28 protein-coding genes and 1 pseudogene are annotated in these 23,686 nt (G+C 34.0%); 26 read left to right on the top strand and 3 right to left on the bottom strand.

The annotated features are described in order from the left end of the window. Window positions 1–115 precede the first annotated feature (115 nt). The 13 genes and pseudogenes from RCJ96_RS15165 (at window position 116) to RCJ96_RS15105 (ending at window position 10,806) form a co-directional block, all read left to right on the top strand. Window positions 116–886 (top strand): DeoR/GlpR family DNA-binding transcription regulator, encoded by a 771-nt coding sequence (locus RCJ96_RS15165; protein WP_074608691.1) that lies wholly within the window; start codon window positions 116–118, stop codon window positions 884–886. 12 nt (window positions 887–898) lie between these two features. Continuing rightward, a complete protein-coding gene (locus RCJ96_RS15160; RefSeq protein ID WP_270795808.1) occupies window positions 899–1,441 on the top strand; it encodes a GNAT family N-acetyltransferase in 543 nt (180 codons plus the stop codon). 27 nt (window positions 1,442–1,468) lie between these two features. After that, window positions 1,469–1,807, top strand: a complete 339-nt coding sequence (locus tag RCJ96_RS15155; RefSeq protein WP_416504555.1) for an NIPSNAP family protein — start codon at window positions 1,469–1,471, stop codon at window positions 1,805–1,807. Window positions 1,808–1,830: 23 nt separating this feature from the next. Next, window positions 1,831–1,998 (top strand): hypothetical protein, encoded by a 168-nt coding sequence (locus RCJ96_RS15150; protein ID WP_416504584.1) that lies wholly within the window; start codon window positions 1,831–1,833, stop codon window positions 1,996–1,998. 123 nt (window positions 1,999–2,121) lie between these two features. Next, window positions 2,122–3,972 (top strand): sigma-54-dependent Fis family transcriptional regulator, encoded by a 1,851-nt coding sequence (locus RCJ96_RS15145; protein WP_446699812.1) that lies wholly within the window; start codon window positions 2,122–2,124, stop codon window positions 3,970–3,972. 112 nt (window positions 3,973–4,084) lie between these two features. Further along, on the top strand, window positions 4,085–4,342 hold the full coding sequence (locus RCJ96_RS15140) for a DUF3977 family protein (protein ID WP_074608696.1): 258 nt from the start codon (window positions 4,085–4,087) through the stop codon (window positions 4,340–4,342). Between the two features lie 105 nt (window positions 4,343–4,447). Continuing rightward, window positions 4,448–4,611 (top strand): annotated as a pseudogene (locus RCJ96_RS15135) (ABC-F type ribosomal protection protein); the annotation flags it as partial. A gap of 291 nt (window positions 4,612–4,902) precedes the next feature. Continuing rightward, window positions 4,903–5,745 carry a MurR/RpiR family transcriptional regulator gene (locus tag RCJ96_RS15130; protein ID WP_000364407.1) on the top strand — a complete coding sequence of 281 codons (843 nt, stop codon included), beginning with the start codon at window positions 4,903–4,905 and terminating at the stop codon, window positions 5,743–5,745. A gap of 17 nt (window positions 5,746–5,762) precedes the next feature. Then, window positions 5,763–6,902, top strand: a complete 1,140-nt coding sequence (locus tag RCJ96_RS15125) for a M20 peptidase aminoacylase family protein (RefSeq protein WP_074608698.1) — start codon at window positions 5,763–5,765, stop codon at window positions 6,900–6,902. Between the two features lie 41 nt (window positions 6,903–6,943). Then, window positions 6,944–7,750 (top strand): GNAT family N-acetyltransferase, encoded by an 807-nt coding sequence (locus RCJ96_RS15120; protein WP_074608715.1) that lies wholly within the window; start codon window positions 6,944–6,946, stop codon window positions 7,748–7,750. 53 nt (window positions 7,751–7,803) lie between these two features. Beyond that, a complete protein-coding gene (gene menC / locus RCJ96_RS15115; protein WP_074608700.1) occupies window positions 7,804–8,910 on the top strand; it encodes an o-succinylbenzoate synthase in 1,107 nt (368 codons plus the stop codon). A gap of 82 nt (window positions 8,911–8,992) precedes the next feature. After that, entirely contained in the window at window positions 8,993–10,069 is a 1,077-nt protein-coding gene (locus tag RCJ96_RS15110; protein ID WP_074608701.1) for a YkvI family membrane protein, read from the top strand. Between the two features lie 299 nt (window positions 10,070–10,368). After that, window positions 10,369–10,806, top strand: coding sequence for an NUDIX hydrolase (locus RCJ96_RS15105; RefSeq protein WP_074608703.1), 438 nt, complete (start codon window positions 10,369–10,371; stop codon window positions 10,804–10,806). 35 nt (window positions 10,807–10,841) lie between these two features. Here the strand turns inward: RCJ96_RS15105 and RCJ96_RS15100 are convergent, their stop codons facing one another. Then, window positions 10,842–11,453 (bottom strand): TetR/AcrR family transcriptional regulator, encoded by a 612-nt coding sequence (locus tag RCJ96_RS15100; protein WP_416504770.1) that lies wholly within the window; start codon window positions 11,451–11,453, stop codon window positions 10,842–10,844. A 159-nt stretch (window positions 11,454–11,612) separates the two neighbouring features. Between RCJ96_RS15100 and kynU the strand changes: the two genes are divergently transcribed. From kynU to RCJ96_RS15080, 4 genes are all read left to right on the top strand, one after another. Further along, window positions 11,613–12,899, top strand: a complete 1,287-nt coding sequence (gene kynU, locus RCJ96_RS15095; RefSeq protein ID WP_074608706.1) for a kynureninase — start codon at window positions 11,613–11,615, stop codon at window positions 12,897–12,899. A 2-nt stretch (window positions 12,900–12,901) separates the two neighbouring features. After that, window positions 12,902–13,531, top strand: coding sequence for an arylformamidase (gene kynB / locus RCJ96_RS15090; protein ID WP_074608708.1), 630 nt, complete (start codon window positions 12,902–12,904; stop codon window positions 13,529–13,531). 32 nt (window positions 13,532–13,563) lie between these two features. Beyond that, window positions 13,564–14,403, top strand: a complete 840-nt coding sequence (kynA, locus tag RCJ96_RS15085) for a tryptophan 2,3-dioxygenase (protein ID WP_074608709.1) — start codon at window positions 13,564–13,566, stop codon at window positions 14,401–14,403. Window positions 14,404–14,520: 117 nt separating this feature from the next. Next, the gene (locus tag RCJ96_RS15080) at window positions 14,521–15,438 is read left to right on the top strand and encodes a serine hydrolase domain-containing protein (RefSeq protein ID WP_416504771.1); all 918 of its coding nucleotides are present in this window, start codon (window positions 14,521–14,523) and stop codon (window positions 15,436–15,438) included. A 112-nt stretch (window positions 15,439–15,550) separates the two neighbouring features. On the opposite strand, the gene RCJ96_RS15075 is transcribed toward RCJ96_RS15080, so the two are convergent. Continuing rightward, window positions 15,551–15,883, bottom strand: coding sequence for a DUF3889 domain-containing protein (locus tag RCJ96_RS15075; RefSeq protein ID WP_416504772.1), 333 nt, complete (start codon window positions 15,881–15,883; stop codon window positions 15,551–15,553). 143 nt (window positions 15,884–16,026) lie between these two features. Between RCJ96_RS15075 and sleB the strand changes: the two genes are divergently transcribed. The 7 genes from sleB (at window position 16,027) to RCJ96_RS15040 (ending at window position 21,506) form a co-directional block, all read left to right on the top strand. After that, a complete protein-coding gene (gene sleB / locus RCJ96_RS15070; RefSeq protein ID WP_001249053.1) occupies window positions 16,027–16,806 on the top strand; it encodes a spore cortex-lytic enzyme in 780 nt (259 codons plus the stop codon). 15 nt (window positions 16,807–16,821) lie between these two features. Then, the gene (gene ypeB, locus RCJ96_RS15065; RefSeq protein ID WP_416504773.1) at window positions 16,822–18,162 is read left to right on the top strand and encodes a germination protein YpeB; all 1,341 of its coding nucleotides are present in this window, start codon (window positions 16,822–16,824) and stop codon (window positions 18,160–18,162) included. Between the two features lie 26 nt (window positions 18,163–18,188). Continuing rightward, on the top strand, window positions 18,189–18,785 hold the full coding sequence (locus RCJ96_RS15060) for a YhcN/YlaJ family sporulation lipoprotein (protein WP_074611031.1): 597 nt from the start codon (window positions 18,189–18,191) through the stop codon (window positions 18,783–18,785). A gap of 112 nt (window positions 18,786–18,897) precedes the next feature. Next, complete coding sequence (locus RCJ96_RS15055; RefSeq protein ID WP_071735899.1) at window positions 18,898–19,254, top strand: hypothetical protein; 357 nt, start codon at window positions 18,898–18,900, stop codon at window positions 19,252–19,254. 25 nt (window positions 19,255–19,279) lie between these two features. Next, window positions 19,280–19,777 carry a GNAT family N-acetyltransferase gene (locus RCJ96_RS15050; protein WP_416504774.1) on the top strand — a complete coding sequence of 166 codons (498 nt, stop codon included), beginning with the start codon at window positions 19,280–19,282 and terminating at the stop codon, window positions 19,775–19,777. A 108-nt stretch (window positions 19,778–19,885) separates the two neighbouring features. Beyond that, the gene (locus RCJ96_RS15045; RefSeq protein WP_416504775.1) at window positions 19,886–20,953 is read left to right on the top strand and encodes an aromatic acid exporter family protein; all 1,068 of its coding nucleotides are present in this window, start codon (window positions 19,886–19,888) and stop codon (window positions 20,951–20,953) included. Window positions 20,954–20,969: 16 nt separating this feature from the next. After that, window positions 20,970–21,506, top strand: a complete 537-nt coding sequence (locus RCJ96_RS15040) for a DUF1697 domain-containing protein (RefSeq protein WP_416504776.1) — start codon at window positions 20,970–20,972, stop codon at window positions 21,504–21,506. 44 nt (window positions 21,507–21,550) lie between these two features. Here the strand turns inward: RCJ96_RS15040 and RCJ96_RS15035 are convergent, their stop codons facing one another. Then, window positions 21,551–21,955: a hypothetical protein gene (locus RCJ96_RS15035; protein WP_071735896.1), complete on the bottom strand. Its 405-nt coding sequence runs from the start codon at window positions 21,953–21,955 to the stop codon at window positions 21,551–21,553. A 210-nt stretch (window positions 21,956–22,165) separates the two neighbouring features. Between RCJ96_RS15035 and RCJ96_RS15030 the strand changes: the two genes are divergently transcribed. Then, window positions 22,166–23,335: a ParM/StbA family protein gene (locus RCJ96_RS15030; RefSeq protein ID WP_000025611.1), complete on the top strand. Its 1,170-nt coding sequence runs from the start codon at window positions 22,166–22,168 to the stop codon at window positions 23,333–23,335. An 11-nt stretch (window positions 23,336–23,346) separates the two neighbouring features. After that, window positions 23,347–23,682 (top strand): hypothetical protein, encoded by a 336-nt coding sequence (locus RCJ96_RS15025; RefSeq protein WP_001257754.1) that lies wholly within the window; start codon window positions 23,347–23,349, stop codon window positions 23,680–23,682. The last annotated feature ends 4 nt before the right edge of the window (window positions 23,683–23,686 follow it).

Genomic DNA, 23,686 nt, shown 5'->3' with positions numbered 1-23,686 from the left:
AAAAGCTGAATAAAACGGAGTGAATAAGAATTGAAAATATTGTAAAGCGGAAGAGACATGCATATAATTAAAATAAGGATAAGATTTCAGAATCTTCAATAATGGCGGTGAACACATGTTTACTGAAGAGCGTAGAGAGAAAATTTTAGAGTTACTTAAGAAAAATGGAAGGGTAATTGCAAAGGATCTTGCGGAAAGTTTCGATATGTCTATCGATTCTATAAGAAGAGATTTGTCTATTATGGAGAAGGATGGCTTGTTAAAAAGAACACACGGAGGTGCAATTGAACTTGCTAGAGTAAGGAATTTAGCTGCCAAGCCATTGAAACGTTATAGTAATGGTTCTGTATATGAAGATGCAATTGCAAAAATCGCAGCTTCTTATATACAAAAAGGAGATTCCGTTTTTATTGGTGGAGCTTCTATTCATTATGCCATGTTAAAATATTTACCTGAAACATCATTTACAGTTATTACGAATGCTTTAGAAATTGCTAGTACGTTACGGGAATATAAGAACATTGATACGTACTTAATTGGTGGAATGGTGAAACCATCAGGAAATATGACAGATACACTTGCCTCAGAGTTGATAAGTAGATTTTCTATTGATCTTAATTTCTCTACAGGTGGTGGCATTTCATTAAACGGTATAAGTACTGCAACACCGGAAGTTGCTTTTTTTAGTAAAACAGTAAGTAAGATTGCTAGAAGAAATATTTGTTTAGCTCCTCATAATAAACTTGGAATAGACTACTTTATAAAAGGAGAGTCACTGATTGAAATCGACCTTATAATAACAGATTCGGAGGCTAGTAAAGAAACGATTCAAGAATTTGAGAAACAAGGTAAAGAAATTATAATAGCATCAATAGACTGCATTTAAAAGGAGTTTAACATGATTATAAAAAGGCAAGAGTTTCACATAAATGGATTAGTTTATACAATTCGTTCTGCAGCTGAAACAGATGCGGAACAGTTATCGGAAATTAGAGTTCAGATCGATGGAGAAACTGAAAATATGGATAGAGAAGCTGGAGAGGGATTTATAGATAAGATAGGATTCCAAAACATAATAAAAACAGATAGTGAAGAGAGTAAGAATCTGTTTTTAGTTGCAGAAGTGCATAATCGAATCGTTGGATTTTCAAGATGCGAAGGCTCAAATTTGAAGAGATTATCTCATAAAGTAGAATTTGGCGTTTGTATTTTAAAAGAGGTTTGGGGATATGGAATAGGTAAGAGTCTATTGCAACAATCTATTCATTGGGCTGATGAAAATGAGATTAAAAAGATATCATTACAAGTATTAGAGACAAATGAAAAAGCCATTCAGCTATATAAAAAATTAGGTTTTGAAGTAGAAGGTATTTTAAAAAATGATAAAAGGCTGTCGGATGGGAAGTATTATAATACGGTAGTAATGGGAAGGTGTATTTGAGTCTGTTCATAAAAGAGGTGAAAATATATGTTTTACAGAAGAAAGTACTATATAGTAAAGAATGAATTTGTAGAAATATTTAATGAGCATTTTAATAACACGAATTTACCTAATCAGTTAAAGTATGGTTCCAGGCTAATAGGACGCTGGATGAAAGATAATAAGAATAGTACGAGCGAAGTGTTTGCCATATGGGAATATGATAGTTATGAACAGTATAAAGAAATAGAATCAAAGATTAGAAATGACGAGAAGCATGCTAGAAGAATACATGAATGGTATGAAAAGCATGGCGGAAGAGAATATGTTTTACAGGAGTACATAGTAGAGATGAAAAATGAAGAGTTAGTATGTACTATAAAGTGATAGAGAGGTGAGAGATGGTGGGAATGAAAACAAAATTATATTTTAGTGTAGCAGCTACTATTTTATTTGCAATAGCCGTAATTATTTTCTTTATAAATGGTAATCCACAAATGTGGTTTTGGTTATGTATTTTCTTTGCGTCCATTGTACAAAACATAGTGCTACTAAAAAAGAATAAAGAAGCGCATTAAGATATTCAAATTATTAACATATTTGTGTCGTCTTTCTAGTTTTGTTGAAAACGCTTTTATTCAGTTTTATAATAAAAGTATGTTTTTACAAATCTCCAAAATAATGAATAGGGAGATGATACAATGCTAGCTTCACCGTTTTACTTACATACATGGAAAAAGTTTGTTGATGAAGGTGTCCTTGATTCGAACCGTATAAACGAAAGAATTTCAGAGTCATGGTATCGATGTAAACAAGCAAATGTGAATCCTCATATGAATAAAGGTCAGAAAATTTTGTCTTCTAATATTTTTCAAGACCAAAAGAAAAAGAGTGAAATCTTCTTAGATATAGCAATACCTCAAATACAAAATATGAGAAAAACCATTGATGAACTGCAAATGATGGCATTATTAATCGATCCAGACGGTTACGTTCTATCGTTAAGTGGAAATAAACAAACGTTGCAACGAGCGAAACAGATTAATTTCATTGAAGGTGTGAAATGGACGGAAGCGGCTGTTGGTACAAATGCGATAGGAACAGCGCTTGAGATTGAAGAGGCTATTATGATAAGTGGTACAGAGCATTATTCTGTCGCATCTCATAGCTGGAGCTGTGCGGCTGCCCCCATTCATAACGATGATGGGAAATTAATTGGTGTTCTAGATTTCTCCTGTCCAATTGAATTTTCGCATCCATATATGCTCGGAATGGTAACTTCGATTGCACATGCGATTGAACGTGAATGTAGTATTCGAGTACATCAAAATGAACTGCATTTAATCCATCGTTTTTTAGATGTAATTGATAGTGATGAACAAGTTGTAATTTGTAATCATCGTGATGTTATCGTTTCTGCGAGCAAGAGGGTTCGGGAACGAGTATGTAATTGGTCACGAATGAAACTTGCAGATTTAATGCACTATGGATTGAAAACTAAATTAGAAGTTCCAGTATACAGTAATAATAGAATGATTGGGAAATGTATTTATGTAAAGGAAAATAAACAAGTAAAATCATTTTCGACGTCCCCATTTATAAATGGCATCACTTTTCCTGGAGTAATTGGGACAAGTAGTGCATTTCAACATACATTAGAAGAAATTAAGCTTGTATCACCAACTGACGCAAGTGTATATGTTTGTGGTGAAACAGGTGTAGGAAAAGAATATGTAGCGAGAGCGATTCATGAAAATAGTCCAAGAAAAAATGGTCCTTTTATAGCTGTTAACTGCGGTTCATTACCGAAAGAATTAATGGAAAGTGAATTGTTCGGTTATGCTGAAGGAGCGTTTACAGGTGCACGGCGCCAAGGATATAAAGGGAAATTCGAACAAGCAGACAGAGGAACAATATTTTTAGATGAAATTGGTGAAGTGCCACCAGAGATGCAAATCGCATTATTGCGTGTTTTACAAGAACGAACAGTAACCCCAATTGGCAGTTCAAAAGAGGTACCGGTAAATATTCGTATTATTACTGCGACACATAAAGATTTATTGCGATTAGTAGAAGAAGGGAAATTTCGTCAAGATTTATATTATCGTTTACATGTTTATCCACTATATGTTCCATCGTTAATAGAAAGAAAAGAGGATATTCCGTACTTCATACAACAATTTTGTGAACGAAAGAATTGGAATATTGTATTTCCAAAAAGTATTTGTAATCAATTTGCGCTGCATACATGGCCCGGAAATATTCGGGAATTATTAAATGTATTAGAACGCATATACATTTTGTCGCAAGGACGGGAAATATGCGAAAAACAAATCTCTTTTTTATTACAAACAATGATGGGAAATCAACATCAGCTTGAATTGCAAACAGAAAATAAAACAGAAAATACATTGAATTTCCGTGAAAAAATACAGCGTGATAGTATGATTGAAGCGCTAGAAAAGACGAATGGAAATGTTTCGTTAGCTGCAAAACTTCTAGATGTACCTCGAAGTACATTTTATAAACGAATGCAAAAATATAAGTTATAAAGTAGATTTTTGTAATCTACTTTTTCTTTATGGGCTCATGTTCTGTCGGAATGTGCGCTTACCGGGGAAATAATAGAATAGTTAGAAATTAATTTCCGAAAGGGGTACTTATGTGAAGTATATTGAAATTGGCATCGGAAATAAGTGGTTCGTTCGAACAGAAACTGAAAATAAAGATGGAACTGAATTTGAAGAACGAGGAATTATAAAACCTATTTATTTTGAGTCGTTATATGTACGAATATGGTTTCGGAAAACGTGTTTAATTTTAGATACGAAAGAAGGATTTAAAAAGGTTAAAAAGAGGAGGATTGAATATAAATTTATTTTTGGAATTGTAAGTAGACCGAATGAAGAAAAAGTACGCTAGTTGGCACCTGTAATTTAAGGAGCTATCAATATACAACTGATGAACCAATACCGCGATTTCTTAAAATAGATTACAGTATTACACTCGATGTAATTTCGTCATGAAAACCTCTTAAAGAGTGTGAAATGTTTGAATGGAGAGGAAGCTATTCGTCTTCAGTTGTGCTTATTGTTTTTAGGAGAATACCATATTTTAAACCGACTAACTTTTTAGATGTGTATGCAATTGAAGCACTAGAACGTTTTATAATCGCATATGAAGGAACGATTGAATAAACCATTACTTAACATTTGGGGTAATGGTTTATTTTTATGAAGATTTCTCGTTAAATATTTCAGTAATTGGGGATTTATCTTTCTTATCTTGATAGAAATGTGGCGGTACCCCTTAAGGTAATGATAAAAAAATAGGAGAGATTATTATAAAAGATTAAATTTTCAGAATTATTATTGAATTTTTTAGTAATATGTGTTAATCTTCTATCAATCGCAAATGTGAAGTTTAGACTTCGTGTTTTCGATTGATAGAAGTTTTAAATTCATTTAGGAAGGATGACATGTTTGGATCTGAAAAAAATTATTCAACAGGAATATAATCAACTTTCTAAAGGTCAACAAAAAGTTGCTAAATATTTATTAGAACAACCAGGCGAATTTGCTGTTAAATTAGCAAGTGAGATTGGTGAGCAAGTTGGAGTCAGTGAAACAACGGTGATTCGTTTTTGTTACTCTATAAAACTATCGGGATTTTCTGAACTTCAAAAAATGGTTCGGGAGCAACTGCTTTTAATGCAAAGCAGTCTTGGACAATACTTTTCTAGCAAACTCGAGTTAGCTGAACAACCTCATTTTTATGCAAAAGTCATGGAACGAGATTGTCAATATATACAACAAACAATCAATAATATTGATGAAAATGAGATTGAACAGGTTGTTGATCAATTAATAAAAACGGAGAAAATCTATGTTTTAGGGTTAAAATCTTCTTTTTCTGCAGCTAATTGGCTTACAATGACTCTTGGTTTAGTGAGGGGAAATGTTCAAATTCTTCATCCGGAAACAAACGATTTGCTTTGTACTTTAAGCGAGATGGATCATCGATCAACTTTAATTACTATTTCGTTTCATCGTTATTTGAAAGAAACAATTAAAGTGGCTGAGATGGCTAAGGAGCAAGGAGCTTTTGTGATTGGAATTACTGATTCACCACTTGCTCCAATTAGGGAATATGCAGATGCTATTTTTTCCATGTATTCATCTGAGAGGTCAACGATTGATGCTACTCCGGTACTGTTTTCGTTTTTGAATGCTATTGTTGCCGGTGTTTCTATCAAAGATAAAGAGCGATTTGAAAAGCGTAAGGACCGATATGAAAAGCTGAATGGAGATTACTTTTTTGTATAAAGTGAGGAGAAGAAAAATTGAAGGAATATATACAAGAACTTAAGTCGACGATTGATTCAGTCTACGAATACTTACATAATCATCCAGAAATTAGTTGGAAGGAATATAAAACAACGGCATATATCCAACGTTTTTTACAAGAACGGGGCTTTATTGTGCAAACCTTTGATGATTGTCCAGGTCTTGTCAGTGAGGTAGGAACCGGAGACTTTTGCATTGCTTTACGTACAGATATGGATGCGCTCTGGCAAGAGGTTGATGGTCAATTTCAAGCGAAACATTCTTGCGGTCACGATGCACATATGGCCATAGTTCTTGGTACAATGCTTTTATTTCAAAAGTTAGATGTTTCCACTGTTAAACTTAAATTCATTTTTCAACCTGCGGAAGAAAAGGGAACAGGCGCATTAAAAATGATTGAAAAAAACGTGTTGGATGATGTGCATTTTTTATATGGTGTTCACCTTAGACCAATTCAAGAATTACAAGATGGTCAAGCTATACCTGCAATTTATCATGGGGCAGCAAAATTTATAGTAGGTGAAATCCATGGTGAAGATGCACATGGAGCACGACCACATCTGGGGCAAAATTCGATTGAAATTGGGGCTTCTATAATTAATGAAATGAAAAGCATTCATTTAGACCCGATGGTGCCTTACACCGCGAAAATGACAAAGTTCTATGCCGGGAGTGAGGCAGGAAATATTATTCCAGGTAAAGCATCATTTAGTATAGATTTGCGTGCGCAAACAAATGGAGTCATGAATGAACTTACCGAAAAAATCGAGAATATTGTTAAGAGTATGGAAAAGATTTATGGGGTTGAAATTGAGCTAGAAACAAAAGCGAGTGTAGCTGCCGCTGAGGTAAATAAAGAAGCTCAGCATTTCATGAAAAAAGCGATTGTGGAATCCTTAGGTGAACAACTGCTTCGAGAGCCTATAATTACTTCAGGTGGGGAAGATTTTCATTTTTATACGTTAAAAAATCCAACCGTTAAAGCAACTATGTTGGGATTAGGGTGCGATTTGCAGCCAGGACTTCATCATCCGCAGATGACCTTTAATCAAAATGCTATATATACTGGTATAGAAATTCTAGCAAGGACAGTATTAAATACAATAAAAGCATATAAAACGGGGGAGTTAGCGTGAATTCACCAATTGAAATACGTGAATTAAACAGTTATCACGAGATGAAGTTTGTGCAAAATCTTGAAAAAGATGTATGGAATATGGAACCAATTCCTCTTCACCAAACAATTACAGCTTCCCAAAATGGAGGTCTTTTACTAGGAGCTTTTATAAATGAGGAAATGATTGGATTTTGCTACAGTTTTCCTGGTTTTCTTGAAGGACAAAACTATCTATGTTCCCACATGCTTGGTATTCATCCAAGTCATCAAGGAAAAGGAGTTGGAGTTAGACTAAAACAAGTTCAAAAAGAACTTGCTTATGAAAAGGGATATAACTTAATCACATGGACGTATGATCCACTTGAAACACGAAATGCTTATTTAAATTTATCGAAGTTACGTGCTTTTTGTTCTACATATATGGAAAATTGCTATGGAGAAATGGAAGATAACTTGAATCGGGGACTTCCTTCGGATCGTTTTAAAGTTGAATGGTGGATTAATAGTTCTCATATTTCTAAACGGCAAGAGGATTATATGAAACAAGCGCAACATATTTTTCAGTGGATACAATCGAAGAATCATTTGCCAAAACTTATAAATATTGAGCAAGGTCTACATTGTATTGCTACTATGGATCAACCTATATTAGTACCGGTACCATCTAGCTTTCAACAAGTGAAAAATAAAGATTATGAACTTGCAATTGATTGGCGTTTTAAAACGAGGGAAATCTTTCAAACTTTATTTTCATATCAGTATGTTGCTGTTTCATTAATAAAAGATACTAATGAACTTGTGCACTATTATGTTTTTGTCAAGCAACAAGACTTAGAGAAGAACGGAATTATGAGAAGGATTCAATAGCGGAGGATAAAAATACACTTATACTTATCTAAATATAGAGGGGGAAATGAAAAATGATAGTAAAAGAGATTATTTTACGACGTATAAAAATGCAATTGAAAGCGCCGTTCACGACAAGTTTTGGAACATTCCAAGACAAAGAGTTTCTCTTGCTTGAAGCGAAGGATGAAAACGGTATTAGCGGATGGGGAGAATCGGTTGCATTTCATTCGCCCTGGTATAACGAAGAAACTCTAAAGACAAATTGGCATATGTTAGAAGATTTTATTATTCCTAGTATACTCAATAAAGAAATTGAACATCCACAGGAAGTATTTGAATGCCTATCATATATTCGTAAGAACAATATGGCAAAGGCTGCTATTGAGGGTGCTATTTGGGACTTATATGCAAAGCAAAAAGGAATTCCGCTCGCATTCGCCCTTGGTGGAGAGAAGAAAGCAATAGAAGTTGGGATTAGTATTGGCATCCAGGAAAAGGTTGACGATTTACTTCAATTGGTTGATGAGTATGTTAATGAAGGATATAAAAGAATGAAAATAAAAATAAAACCGGGTTGGGATGTCGAGGTGATCAGGGAAGTCCGGAAACAGTTTCCTAATGTTCCATTGATGGCTGATGCCAATTCTGCCTATCGACTAAAAGATATAGAACGATTAAAAGAGCTTGATGAATTTGATTTAATGATGATTGAGCAACCTTTAGCCTCAGATGACATCGTTGATCATGCGCAGTTGCAAAGGGAACTTTTAACTCCAATTTGTCTGGATGAGAGTATTCATTCTTATGAGGATGCTAGAAAAGCAATTGAACTAGGAAGTTGTAAGATTATCAATATAAAAATTGGAAGAGTTGGAGGGCTAACTGAGTCTAAACAAATACATGATTTGTGCCAGGAACAAGGTATTCCAGTTTGGTGCGGTGGTATGCTGGAATCGGGTATAGGGAGAGCACATAATATTGCTTTAACAACATTATCAAACTTTATTATGCCTGGCGATACTGCAGGATCTTCTCGCTATTGGGAGCAAGACATTATAGAACCTGAGGTAGTTGTTGAAAATGGAATGATTATCATTCCAGAGCGACCAGGGATTGGCTATGAACCAGATCGAGAAATGATTAAGCGATTTACAGTTTTTGAAAAAAAATATATTTAATATAGCTAAAGGGAGGACGTGTTCCTCCTGGTCTTTATTCACATTAATTTATCAGAAAATTCAGATTAAAAAGGAGGTAAGTATGAAGGAAAGTACTCGAATTGCAGGGGCATTTATTGGTTTAATTGTCGGAGCAGGATTTGCTTCAGGACAGGAGGTTTTACAATTTTTCACAAATTTCGGATGGGTAAGTATTCTGGGAGCATGTGTTGCAACTATTCTTTTTGCATTTTTAGGAATGAATTTAACTCAACTGGGCAGTCGTTTACAGACAAATTCTCATAAAAATGTGATTTACTACATTTGCGGCTCATACCTCGGTATAGTTGTTGATATAATCATAACATTTTTCTTATTTGGTGTAACAGCTGTCATGATGGCTGGGGCAGGTTCGATTTTTGAACAGCAGTTTGGTATTCCAAGTATTATCGGTAATATCATTATGACTGTATTAACTATTGTAACAGTTTGTTTTAATATTCAAAGGGTTATTTCGATAATTGGGCTTGTTACACCGTTTTTACTTGTGCTTGTTATCATCATTGCTGTTTATTCTTTTATTACAATGGATATGGGTTTTAATGAATTGCAACAAATTGCAGATAAACAAAACGCAGCTGCATCTAATTGGGGATTAGGAGCGTTATTATACGTTTCATATAACATTGCCGCAGGTGCTGCTATGCTTATCGTGATGGGAGGAACGATAAAAGATGAAAAAAAAGCGGGACTTGGAGGGATATTCGGTGGTATAGGATTAGGCATCCTTATTTTACTTATTAATCTTGGTATGCTCACTAAACTAAATAAAATTACAGACGTAGATATGCCTATACTATTTTTGGCTAATGAGATTTCTCCAATATTTGGCATGCTGATGTCTATTGTATTATTAGGTATGATTTACAATACTGCAGTAGGAATGTTATATGCTTTCACAGCAAGGGTTATAAAACCAGAATTACCAACATTTAAAATGTTTGTTGTTCTATTTGGAATTGTGGCATTTAGTGCTAGTTTTATCGGATTCACTAAATTAGTAGGAACTATATATCCTATAACGGGCTATCTTGGATTCATTCTTATTGCCTCTATCACCATTACCTGGCTTAGGGGTAAAAAGCGAATGAAGAATGCTATTACTAAAATAGACGCTTAATTACAAAATATAGATATTATACGTGAATTTAAGTATTAGAAAGAGAGGATTATTTATTTCATTTAGAAACAAATATCCTCTTTTCTATGCATAGTAGAAGTCTTATAAATAAAGTTTGCACGAATGCAAACTCAAATAAATTATAGTACTGTATTTGGTTTTGTTGAAAAAAATTATGTGTTTTATGCAACATCTTCTTTCTTATCATTACTTCTACCGTTTTGGCAAAGTTAAAAACACCTAGCCAGGAGTCTATGAATCAGTATTGTTTCGAATTGGATTTAAAAGGGGTGAAATATATGTCAATCTCATTATATTATAGAAAGATTCGCGAACAATTAGGCCATGAACTAATTCTAATACCGAGTGTAGCTGCTGTTATTAAAAATGAGCAAGGGGAAATCTTATTTCAATATCCTGGCGGAGAATACTGGAGCTTGCCAGCTGGAGCAATTGAGCCTGGAGAAACTCCAGAAGAAGCGGTAGTTCGTGAAGTGTGGGAAGAAACAGGATTGAAAGTGCAAGTAAAAAAACAAAAAGGGGTGTTTGGAGGAGAAGAGTATCGCCATACATATCCGAATGGCGATCAAGTAGAATATATTGTTGTTGTGTTTGAATGTGAAATTACTAGTGGGAAACTGAAATCAATAGATGGTGAATCTTTAAAACTACAATATTTCTCATTATCTGAAAAGCCTCCTTTAGCACTACCATACCCTGATAAAATATTTTTATAGATGTAAAATAGCACACCTTATTTATTGAAGGTGTGCTATTTATATAACCCGGTCGTATACATCTCAGTTAACGTATGCACAATCTCCTCTAAGTCGATCTTTTTATCATTTTGCACAATAGTCCAAAGAAACATCTCATTCATAGCGAACCAAGCACGCGCTACAATTTCTTTATTTAATTCAGTATGTGCTAATCCACTTTTTTGAGAGTGCGTAATATCCTGCGCAATACTGTTTATAAATCTTTCTCGAATCTCATCCCATTTTTGACGTATCTCTTTTGATAACCCGATCGCTTCTTCTACAACTTGTAAAATTGCTCGTTCTTTCTCTGCTAATTGTAGAAATGCTTTAACTTGATTTTGAATCATTGTACGTGCTTCTTCTGTCGTTTGAGGCGAAAAAGAGCGCTCAGCGATATTATAAAATTGATTCATAACATCTTCCATTAAAACGATGAGGAGATCATCTTTGTTTTTAAAGTATACATATGCCGTGCCATAACCGGTTTCAGCGTGTTTAATAATTTGTGTAATTGTCGTTTTTTGAAATCCGTTACGAATAAAAATAGTGTAACCAGAGTGTAATAGTTTCTTCTTTGTTTCTAAGGAGCGGTGTTTTCTTGATGAAAGAGTAGTGTTTTTCAAAGAATCACCTCTTTATACTGAAATATCTGAAAATATAACTGTATTGTAAAAGAAATTCATATATAAAGTCAACTGACATAATATCATTGACGTTATATCAACTAAGGTGATATATTTCAATTAGTTAGAATAAAAAGAAAATTAAGAGAAGGTGACACCATGTATAAAGAACCATTTCAACCAACTTATGAGTATGCGCTTGAATGTGATAAACATGATGAACTGAAAGATTTTCAAACTGAATTTTATAAAAAAGAAGGAACAATATATTTAGATGGAAACTCATTAGGGCTACTTTCAAAAAGAGCAGAGAAATCGTTACTTACTTTGCTAGATTCATGGAAAGAGTACGGTATTGACGGCTGGACCGAGGGTGAGCATCCGTGGTTTTTCCTTTCGGAGAAATTAGGTGAATTGACTGCACCTCTTATTGGAGCTTTACCAGAAGAAACTATTGTAACCGGTTCCACGACAACGAATATTCATCAAGTAATCGCAACTTTCTATGAGCCGAAAGGAATTCGGACAAAAATTCTTGCTGATGAATTAACATTCCCGTCCGATATATATGCACTTCAAAGTCAAATTCGATTAAAGGGCCTAGATCCAGATGAGCATTTAGTACGAGTGAAGAGCCGAGACGGTAGAACACTTTCTGAAGATGATATTATTCATGCGATGACAGATGATGTCGCTTTAATTTTATTGCCTTCTGTACTGTATAGAAGCGGCCAAATTCTTGATATGAAACGTTTAACAGCGGAAGCACATAAGCGTGGTATTCATATCGGGTTCGATTTATGTCACTCAATCGGTTCTATTCCGCATCATTTCAAAGAGTGGGATGTTGATTTCGCGATTTGGTGTAATTATAAATACTTAAATGCGGGACCTGGTGGCGTTGCAGGGCTTTATGTAAATAAAAAGCATTTTAATAGACTTCCTGGATTATCAGGTTGGTTTAGTTCTAGAAAAGATAAGCAGTTTGATATGGAACATACATTAACAGCTGCTGATCATGCAGGTGCTTATCAAATTGGTACACCACACGTATTAAGTACTGCACCTTTAATCGGTTCTCTTGAAATATTTAAAGATGCTGGTATAGAACGTTTACGCGAAAAATCATTACATATTACAAGATACATGCTTAATTTGATTGATCATGAATTAAAAAATTTCGGATTTACAATTGGAAATCCATTTGAGGATGAAAAACGAGGCGGGCATATTTATTTAGAGCATGCAGAAGCAGCACGTATATGTAAAGCGTTAAAAGCAAATGGAGTAATTCCAGATTTTAGAGCGCCAAATGGAGTGAGACTTGCGCCAGTTGCTTTATATAATACGTACGAAGAAGTATGGCAGTCTGTTATGATTTTAAAGAAAATTATGAAAGATGAAGAGTATAAGCAATTTGAAAATAAGCGAGAGGTTGTGGCATAAGTATGAAAACATCAGAGTGGATTGATATTTCACAACCGCTAAATAATGATATTGCTACTTGGCCAGGGGATACACCGTTCTCGTATGAAGTATCATGGTCAAAAGAAGAGAGTGGCTCAGTAAATGTCGGAAAGTTAACGATGAGTATTCATACAGGCACTCATATTGATGCACCGTTTCATTTTGATAATGATGGAAAGAAAGTGTTAGATTTAGATATTCAAGTTTATGTCGGACCTACGCGAATCATTGACGTTTCTAATCTTGAAAGCATTGGGAAAAAGGAATTAGAGAAATTTCATTTAGAAGGCGTAGAACGCTTGTTGTTACGCACATCTTCACATTGTAAAGCGAATGAATTCCCAGATATAATCCCGCATTTACGTGCGGATATAGCACCGTTTCTTTCAGAAAAAGGTATACGTTTAATTGGGGTGGATGTACCATCAGTTGATCCATTAGATGATAAAGAATTAGCAGCGCATCATCAATTGTTTAAACATGGTATACACATTTTAGAAAATGTCGTACTAGATCATGTAGCAGATGGCGATTACGAACTAATCGCATTACCACTTGCCTTATCAGATGCAGATGGAAGTCCAGTTCGAGCAGTTATTAGACCAATATAAGTAGAAATATATAAAAGGGGCGTTTGGCTAATATGAAAGAAAATGAAAAGGTAATTATGGAAAAAGGGATTCATACGGACTTTAAAGAGAATATGACGTACGGGGAATATTTACAATTAGATAGTTTACTATCTTCTCAAAAGAGATTGTCAGACCACCATGATGAAATGTTGTTCATCGTTATTCACCAAGCAAGTGAGCTTTGGATGAAGCTTATTTTACATGAGTTACATGCAGCAATTGAATCTATTAAACAAGATAAATTACAACCAGCTTTTAAAATGTTAGCACGTGTATCAAAAATTCAGTCTCAAATTATTCAATCTTGGGATATTCTTGCGACATTAACACCATCCGAGTACATTGAATTTCGTGACTCGCTCGGTCAAGCTTCAGGTTTTCAATCGTATCAATATCGTATGATTGAGTATGCACTTGGTTATAAAACGCCGCATGCATTGAAAATTTATGAAAAAGATCCAGAATTACACGCTCGACTTCATACAGCGCTACATGCACCAAGTTTGTATGATGTCGCAATTCAAGCTCTTGTAAAAGAAGGATTCCCAATTCATAAAGACGTGTTAAATCGTGATATTACGCAGCCATACGAAGAAGATGCAACAGTAGAAGCAGCATGGTTAGAAGTGTATGCGGATGTGAAAAAATATTGGAATTTATATCAGCTTGCTGAAAAACTTATCGATATTGAAGATTGGCTACAACAATGGCGTTTCCGTCATATGAAAACAGTAGAACGCATTATCGGACATAAAATGGGAACAGGCGGCTCTTCTGGTGTATCTTATTTAAAACGAGTACTTGATCAACGTTTCTTCCCAGAGCTTTGGAATGTTCGCACGAAATTATAAAAACAAACCTGTCAGTTCATTACTGGCAGGTTTGTTTTTTTATTTGGACACAAGTATGTTTTAATTAAAGCTACAAGATATAATAAATTAGGTAATGATTTAATTGGAGGTAAAGTATTGGATTTCAAGCAGCTAGAAAATAAATTTGAAAAGAAAAAAGTAAATACATTTCTTGTTTATCAAAAAGGGGAATTAACAACTGAGTATTATAAAACACCCGAGTGTGCAAATAACTTATATAAAATAAATTCGATTACAAAAAGTATCGTATCTTTATTAATTGGTATTGCAATTGATAAAGGCTATATAAATGATATACATACACCGATTACAGAGTGGATTGAAAATGTACCTGAGGGAAAACATGATTTGACGCTTTATCACTTATTAACAATGACTACTGGTGAGGAGTGGAAAGAGTTTGGAAATGGAGTAGTATTCCCGAATGACTTTGTAGAATCAGCGAACTGGGTGCAATATATATTAGAAAAACCAATAATTGAAGAACCCGCTACAAAAATGAATTATAACTCAGGTTCTTCGCATTTGCTTAGCTACATTATCCAAAAAGCTACTGGAATGTCGACAGAGCAGTTTGCGAAAAGGTACTTATTTAATCCGTTAGAGATTACAGAATATGAGTGGCAACAAGATTCCCAGGGAATATATGTCGGTGGTTTCGGTATGAAAATGAAATCTAAAGATTTATTAAAACTCGGAATATTATGTTTGCAGAATGGAATTTGGCAGGGGAATGAAATTGTATCATCGAAATGGTTAGAAGAATCAAGTACACCTCTATTTGAAACGTATGAACATGTCGGGGCATATGGATATCACTGGTGGGTATTGAATAACGAAAGATTTCACATACCGTATTGTATGTACTTTGCTATGGGATACGGAGGGCAATACATCGTTATCATTCCGCAGTTAGAGGTCATTGCTGTAATAAGTAGTCATATGCCTAAACGTGGGCTCGTTCCATTAAAGTTATTTATTGAGCATATACAAGAGAATTGCAATTTTCAATAAGGGTACAAGTAGATCTATTCAATCCATTTCAATTGTTTCATTTCTTCACAATTGAAAGTAATTTAGAAATAAAAACCTCACTGTTTATAATGTAAACAGTGAGGTTTTTATTTTATCTACTCGTCTTCTGAAACGATACCTTAATAAATTTCTCTGTCTTCGTTTCAAACTCTACATCAACAAAAACACCATATTCTTTTCCGTCCTCACGTAGCCATAATTTAAATTTTTCAACTGTTATTTGAACGGTTTTCGGTTTTCTACCTATATGAAGATAATCAATTATATCAGCTTTCGGGTATTGTTCTTTCGTCTTTTCTACAGCAAGCTTACCCCATTTTGCATATGGCGGCTGTGCATGAACAATTGATGAGCCTGTATATACATTTGAACATGTTGTTAGGAATAGAAGGACGAGTGCGACACGCTTTAACAATTTTTTCATAATGAACTCCTTTTACTTTTTTTATATTGTTTACATACTTTTTCAACGATATTAGTTTGGATTTTTTTGTCTTCTTTACATAAAAGCGAGGCTTTTACAAAACATAACCAAGAAATCATTTACATAATTAAGGAGGGAAAATTATGCGCCAAAAAGCTATTTTTAAAATAGCGGTTTTACTTGCGTTCATAGGACTATCTTTAATGGTCAGTAGTATACAACTAAAGAATGTAGAAGCCTTTTCTAATCAAGTCATTCAAAGGGGAGCATCTGGTGAAGATGTCATTGAACTGCAATCTCGTTTGAAATATAACGGATTTTATACGGGAAAAGTAGATGGTGTTTTCGGATGGGGTACATACTGGGCGCTTCGGAATTTTCAAGAGAAATTTGGATTACCTGTTGATGGTTTAGCTGGAGCTAAAACGAAGCAAATGCTTGTGAAGGCAACGAAGTATGATAAGTCAACTGCTAATAAAGGAACGACAACGAATAAAGGAAATAGTGGAGGTACTGCACAAGAAAATAAACCACCTCAAAATAAAGGGACAAATGTTCCAAATGGTTATTCTCAAAATGATATACAGCTCATGGCAAACGCAGTATATGGAGAGTCTCGTGGGGAGCCGTACTTAGGACAAGTTGCAGTCGCTGCGGTTATTTTAAATCGTGTTACAAGTGCATCATTTCCAAATACCGTTTCGGGTGTAATCTTTGAGCCAAGAGCATTTACAGCGGTAGCAGACGGACAAATATATTTAACGCCAAATGAAACCGCGAAAAAGGCTGTATTAGATGCAATTAATGGATGGGATCCAACAGGAAACGCATTGTATTATTTCAATCCAGATACTGCAACAAGTAAATGGATTTGGACTCGTCCACAAATTAAAAAGATCGGGAAACATATTTTCTGTAAATAGAGCGGAGGTGGAACTATGTTACGAGGTATTATAATCGTATTATTAACAGTTGGTGTAGTTGGAACCGGATACTGGGGCTATAAAGAGCACCAAGAAAAGAATGCAGTATTAATTCGAGCAGAAAATAGCTATCAACGTGCGTTTCATGATTTAGCGTATGAGGTTGATTTATTGCACGATAAAATTGGAACAACGCTTGCGATGAATTCGCGCGCATCTTTATCGCCTGCATTAGCAGATGTATGGAGATTAACATCGGAAGCTCGTTCGGATGTAGGACAACTTCCTTTAACATTAATGCCTTTTAATAAAACGGAAGAATTTTTAGCGAATATCGGTGATTTTAGTTACCGTGCAGCCATTCGTGATTTAGAAAAAGAACCATTAAATGATCAAGAATACAAAACGTTGCAAACTTTATATTCCAATGCAGGGAATATACAAGATGAACTAAGAAAAGTGCAACATCTTGTTTTGAAAAACAATTTACGCTGGATGGATGTTGAGATGGCACTCGCATCAAATCGTGATCCTGCAGACAATACAATTATTGACGGATTAAAGACAGTAGAAAAAAATGTAACATCGTATTCATCTACAAACTTCGGACCGACCTTTACAAGTGCACAAAAAAATAAAAAAGGTGGATTTGCAGCAGAAGGAAAAGCAATTTCAAAAGATGAAGCGGCGAAAATTGCAAAATCGTTTTTAAATTTAAAAGGAAATGAAAAAGTAGAAGTCGAGAAAAGCGGAAAAGGTGCGAAAGAATCTTTCTATAGTGTGAAAATTAAAGACGAGGCAACTAATAATGAGTTTTATATGGATATTACCGGAAAAGGCGGATATCCAATTTGGGTTATGAATAATCGAGAAATTAAAGAACAGAAAATTAGTTTAAACGATGCAGGAAGTAAAGGTTTGAAATTCTTAAAGGAACATAAGTTTCATAATATGGAGCTTTATGATAGCTCACAATATGATAATGTTGGAGTATTTACGTATGTAGTAAATGAGAATGGCGTACGAATTTATCCAGAGGCAATTCAAATGAAAATTGCTTTAGATGACGGTTCTATCGTCGGATTTTCGGCGAAAGAATATTTAGCATCACATCAAAAACGAACAATCCCTTCGGCAAAGCTAACCGCAGCAGAAGCAAGAAAGAAAATAAACCCTGATGTGAAAGTTATGGAAGAACGTAAAGCTGTCGTAGTAAATGATCTGCATAATGAAGTACTTTGCTATGAATTTGTAGGTACGTTAGGGAAAGATACGTACCAAATCTTCATTAATGCAAATAGCGGAGCAGAAGAAAAAGTGAAGAAAATGCAAGCTGTTGAAAAAATTTATGATTAAACTTTAATGGTGAAGTGGTGAGAATAATGAAAATCTTAATATATATATTGATGGTTTGTTTTTTAATAACTGGATGTAGTATTGGAAAAAAGGATAGTCCAAACGAAAAGTCAGAGCAAAAAAATGTTTCGATGAAAAATGTTAATTATACGAACAAGTCAAATAAGCCAAATGAAAAAGCGGCGGACCATCTAGCATCTTTAGCAGCAAGTGTGCCAGGTGTGAATGATGCGACAGCGGTAGTAGTTGGGAAATATGCTATCGTAGGAATTGATGTAAAAGCGAAACTTGATCGAACTCGTGTTGAATCCATTAAATACTCTGTTGCAGAAAGTTTGAAAAATGATCCTGATGGTGCTAATGCAGTTGTTGTAGCAGATGTTGATACGTATGAAAGACTGAAACAAATTGGAAAGCAAATTAAAAAAGGAAAAACAGGTGAAGGTATACTGGATGAGTTAGCAGCAATTGTTGGCCGAGTAATGCCACAAGTTCCAAATGACATGATTGAAAATCGAGAAACGAATCCAATAAAAGATAATGATAAACAATTACCAAAAGATGAAGAGCAAGAACTGAGAAAAGAACAGAATGACCAATCAAATAATCATTTAAATAAATAAATTTAACAGTAACCCTGTACTAAATTGTACAGGGTTTTTCAATATAATATTAAATATTCAGTTTATTTTTAAGGGAATATATGGTTTAATTATGATGGGAGGGACAACTGTTATGATGAAAAAAAGCACATTAATATTATGTAGTTTATGCTTAGGTTTCAGTATGACAGCGTGTGAACAGAAGAAAGAAGTAAAAAAGCAAACAGCGACTTCTTCTACTGTGATGGAAAATCAGAAGAAAGAACCTATCAATATAAATCATTTTTCAAATATAAATGAAGGAATGACTTATAAAGAAGTGAAAGATTTAATTGGTTTTGAAGGGGATTTACTCATAGAAGAAGGTGTAGAACATTCTACACAAATTAAGCAAATTTTTGCTTGGAAGGGAAGCAATCCAACTGCATTAGTTGAAATTACCTTTTTAGATGGAAAAGTACATTCTAAAGTGCAGCAAGGCTTAAGTTAATAAGTTGAAAATGGGAGAGTTTAGCATGAACATACATACAGGGGAGATTCAATTAGTTCCGTATAAAGAGGAATATAAAGAAGTTATAGAAACATTTACTTTACCAAGTGAACAAGTTCAATTTACGTCGGACCCAGCTGAATTATTGAAAAAAGCAAAAAATGATCGTACAAAAAATGTCATTGTTATTTTAGATTACAATGGGGTACCTGTTGGTCTTTTTGCATTGCAAACAGGAGATAGAGTACAGGAATTCACAGAAAATGAAAACGCTTTACTTTTAACTTCGTTTTCTATAAATCACAATAGGCAAAGGAAAGGCTATGCTAAAAAATCACTGGCATTATTACAAGAGTTTGTACAACGTTATTTTCCGATAAAAAATGAAATTGTACTTGCTGTGAATGAAAAAAATATTCCAGCACAAAATTTATATGAAAAAGTTGGTTTCCAAGATAAAGGGCTTAGAAGAATGGGACCAATTGGTCAACAAATTATAATGCATTTACCTATTATGGAATAACAATAAAAAAAACTTACTCCTGCATAGCAAAGTAGTAAGTTTTTTTATTTAGAACAATATATGTTGTAAAATATATAAATAAACGAAATAGAAATGAAGGAAATACAAATGAATCAAGTTAGAAAATGGAATATTATTGGTGGAAGGGTGATAAAAACAGGAATTGCGGTTTTTCTTACAGTTCTAGTTTGCGAATTTTTCAATATACCAACTATTTTTGCTGTTATTACGGCAATTGTAACGATTGAACCAACAGCAACGGATTCTATAAAAAAGGGACTAGTTCGTTTTCCAGCTTCAACAATTGGATCGGCGTATGCAATGACTTTCACATTTTTCCTAGGTCATCAGGCTCTTTCTTATGCGTTAGCGGCAATGTTTACAATCGTTACATGTCAAAAACTAAGGCTACACGCTGGAACGTTAGTCGCAACTTTAACTGCTGTTGCAATGATTCCCATTACGGCAGATCATTATTTTACTGCATTTTTAATTCGATTAGCTACTACATCTACTGGTATTATAGTGTCTACTGTAGTCAATTTTTTTATTTTGCCACCACACTATGTTAAAACAATTTCGGGATGTACAGAGGAGCTATTTGTTAAAACGGCAAATGTTATGGAGGAATGGCTTACTGCGTTAATGGATGGGAAAGTTATAAAAAAGGAGACAACCTATAATCTTTCTAAATTAACTGTATTATTACATAAAGCAGTACAATTTGTTCAATATGAGCAAAAAGATTGGAAATACCATCGACATACAAAAAAAGAAATGAGAAGCTTTTTACTTGTACAAAAGCAACTTCATTTATTACAGCAAATTATTTATCATATAGATAATTTAGCTCGAGCACCAATTGAAACATGTGATTGGTCACAAAATGAAAAAGAAGTTTTGCGACGAACAATTCATTCTATAATTTCTATATTAAGAAATCATTGTGAAAAAATAGATGAGGAACATTTTAAACTGATTGATGAATTAGATAAGCAATTTTGGACTAATAAAAATGATTTAGCACATTGTAAACCGAATCAATATCATCATCATTTTTCAAGCGAATCTATCATTTTATTTGAGATATTATCTATACATGATATGTTAGAGGAATTAAAACAAATATTCGAGAAATATGAGAGTGAAAATCAACTTAATTGCTCAGTTCATTAAAATGTGGAGGATTGATATGACAATTTATATTGCATTACTAAGAGGAATCAATGTAGGCGGGCATAAGATAATCAAAATGGCTGATTTAAAACAAGCTTTTGAATCAATAGGGTTGAAACAAGTGAAAACATATATTCAAAGTGGGAATATCGTATTTAAATCTGAGGAAGATATAACATTTCTAAAGGAACGAATACAGTCTGAAATTAAAAATGTTTTTGGTTTTGATGTTCCGGTTATGTTAAGAACACATGAGGAATTTATAAACATTACAAAAAGATGCCCCTATGAAGTCAATTCATTGCGAGAAGGCGAAAGTATACATATTGCCTTCTTAGCACATGAACTTTCTAAAACAGAAAAAAATCAGTTACTTATGCAAAAAAATGAGACTGAAGATTGTTACATACATGAAAAAGTTGTGTATTTATTTTTCAAAACTAGCATTCGAAACTCTAAATTAATGAACCAGTTTCAGAAGTTGCATACACCAGCTACAGTAAGAAATTGGCGGACTGTGAATAAATTAAAAGCGATTGTAGAGAGTATATAACTATAAAAAGAAGAGGTTTTCCGTCTATAGAAAACCTCTTCTTTTTATTTATATTGTTTCGCTACAATGAGTTCAATGATAGGATAAATAAAGAATGAAGAGCACAGTGCAATAAAAAGAGGGAAGTTTTTAACCCCATCTAAATTAGCTCCCATAGAAAACCCTTCAGAGAAGAGTAATATAAGAAACATTACAACTACGAGCGTAAAATATGCAATTTTAGAGCTTTTATATGTAATTTGTTGTCCCATTTCATCCTGACTTTCTTTTGATACACCGTGGGGATCTCCCCATGTAATATGATTGATAAGGTAGCTAATTATTATAGCGCTAGTGAAAATTGTGCCACCTAAAATTTCACCTTCAGTGATGTATTTATAAACCCCATGTATAAGCACTCCAAGTAATGATAAAACGGTAATCATGAAAATAAATTTTTTATGGTTCAATTTAGAAATGACACCTCCATTTTTGTAAAAAACTTTTTACATTCATAGTATAAAATTGGAAAGGTTTTCTGTCAAATGTTTTTTACATACAGGGGTTAAGAATACAATATTTTGTCTTTAAGATTAATAAAAAATTACATTACATTTGAATGTAAAAGAATGGGCTCGCATATATTTGGAAGGGATGTCAGATTAATTTAGGGGGTAGTTATGTCTATTCTTTTAAAAGCTGGTGCTGATGCAGGAAATAACGGTTTGAAGTTAATGGTGAAAGGGCAAGATCCTATTTTTATTCCGAGTATATATGCTTTATATATAGGAGAACCTACAGGATTGTTAGATGAGGGAGATGTTTCATTATCTGAATTAGAAAATCACATTGACGTGACCATTAGTTCTCCATCGTTAATGTTAAATAATGTGCGGTATATCGTTGGAGAAAAAGTCATTCAAGATCAATTAAAAGGTACTGAGGTTGAGAAGAAATCGAATAAGTCAACTGATGAGTTAATGGTTATTACGATTCTATCTGGTTTAGCGGTAAGTGCTATGCGTCAAAGTCCAACTTCTAGCCATATTAACATTCGATATGATTTATCTGTTGCTCTCCCTATGCAGCTTATTACACAAGAAATAGCGGCGGAAAATGCGAAACGTTATATGGGGAATCATAAGGTTGTGTTCCATTATCCAAACGGACGTGATGTTACAATTAATATTTCCATCGAATATTGCAAATGCCTACCTGAGGGTGCTTCTGGGACGTGGGGCATTGTATATGATGAAGAAGGAAATGTTGTAAAACATAAAATAGAATGTGAACAAAATAAAGTGTCAGAAATTGATTTTGTTGATAAAACATTATTATCTTTTGATATTGGTGCAGGAACGACAGAAGAAGTCGTTTCACTAGGTGTAAACTTTAGACCACAACTAAGTAAGGGGTTATCGTACGGTGTGAAAGAAACGTTACTACAAATTATTACGAGATGGAACCGGAAGTATCCAACAAAGACAATTGATAGTATTACAGAATTCAATCAAATTTATTTAAATGATAAACACCCTAGAAATGCATTATTAGTTGAGGAATCACAACCAGCACTATTAGGTTTAGCAGCGCGCGTTGCAACGGATATTATTAACAAAATTGATGATATGAAAGACGATCCATATGTTTTTATTTATGGCGGGGGCGCAGTTATCATAAAAAATAGCCTGAAAATGATTTTAAAACAAAAAGGGCGTTTAACAAATGTAATCTTTGTAGATAATCCATTATTTACAAATGCACGTGGATTATTAGTCTACACTTGTTCGCCAAAATATAGAGAGCATAAGCAAAAAGAGTTAGGATTTACAAACTTAACAATAAGTTAGTTGGTGGAAGTATGCGATCTAGGCGATATAAACGTGGTGACCGAGTAAAAATTAATATTCATAAGTCAGTATCACCTGAAATGCTTGCATGGCTGAATAAACAATCAAATCCAACCAACTTCTTTTTCTTTGCAGCGCAGCAACTTTTTAAACAAGTAGGAGATATTGATGTGTCAAAAGCTATACCAAGTAGCCATGTTTTCTCGTTATACGTTGAGCCATCATCTTTATTAAAAGTAGAAGTTAATCCTTTTAAAAGCTTACCACTAGAAGCAAATAAATCCACCGATAATATAAAAAAAAAATCATGGGAAGCTGTTGATCAATTAGATTGTCCGTTTTTTTAAACAT

This window comes from Bacillus sp. BSL6 (assembly GCF_052928345.1).
This window is presented reverse-complemented; position numbering and strand designations above follow the sequence as displayed.